1 tRNA gene is annotated in these 306 nt (G+C 42.5%); it reads right to left on the reverse strand.

Features of this window, described 5'->3' with window-relative positions:
- Positions 1-2: 2 nt before the first annotated feature.
- Positions 3-76, reverse strand: a tRNA-Ile gene (locus AAEY93_RS20415).
- Positions 77-306: the final 230 nt, after the last annotated feature.

The raw sequence follows: 306 nt of genomic DNA on the forward strand, positions 1-306 counted from the left end.
GGTGGGTCAGAGTGGACTTGAACCACCGACCTCACCCTTATCAGGGGTGCGCTCTAACCAGCTGAGCTACAGACCCATTCTTTTTGGTCTTTTAATCCTTACTCAGCGTTACTTTCTTCGTTTCTCAGTCATGTGCTAAAAGCACACTCCCTGCAAAACTCATCAAGTGCCTTGATTAAGAATCAAAATCCTCAAAAATACCTTTCGATATCTTTCTCTTTCTTTCTATCAAGTAATCTGTGTGAACACTCACATGCATCGCTGCACTTTTAGGTATTGAGTTAGTCGTATAGGTAAGGAGGTGAT

Source organism: Shewanella sp. CAL98-MNA-CIBAN-0140, assembly GCF_040309905.1.
Classification (GTDB): domain Bacteria; phylum Pseudomonadota; class Gammaproteobacteria; order Enterobacterales; family Shewanellaceae; genus Shewanella; species Shewanella psychromarinicola.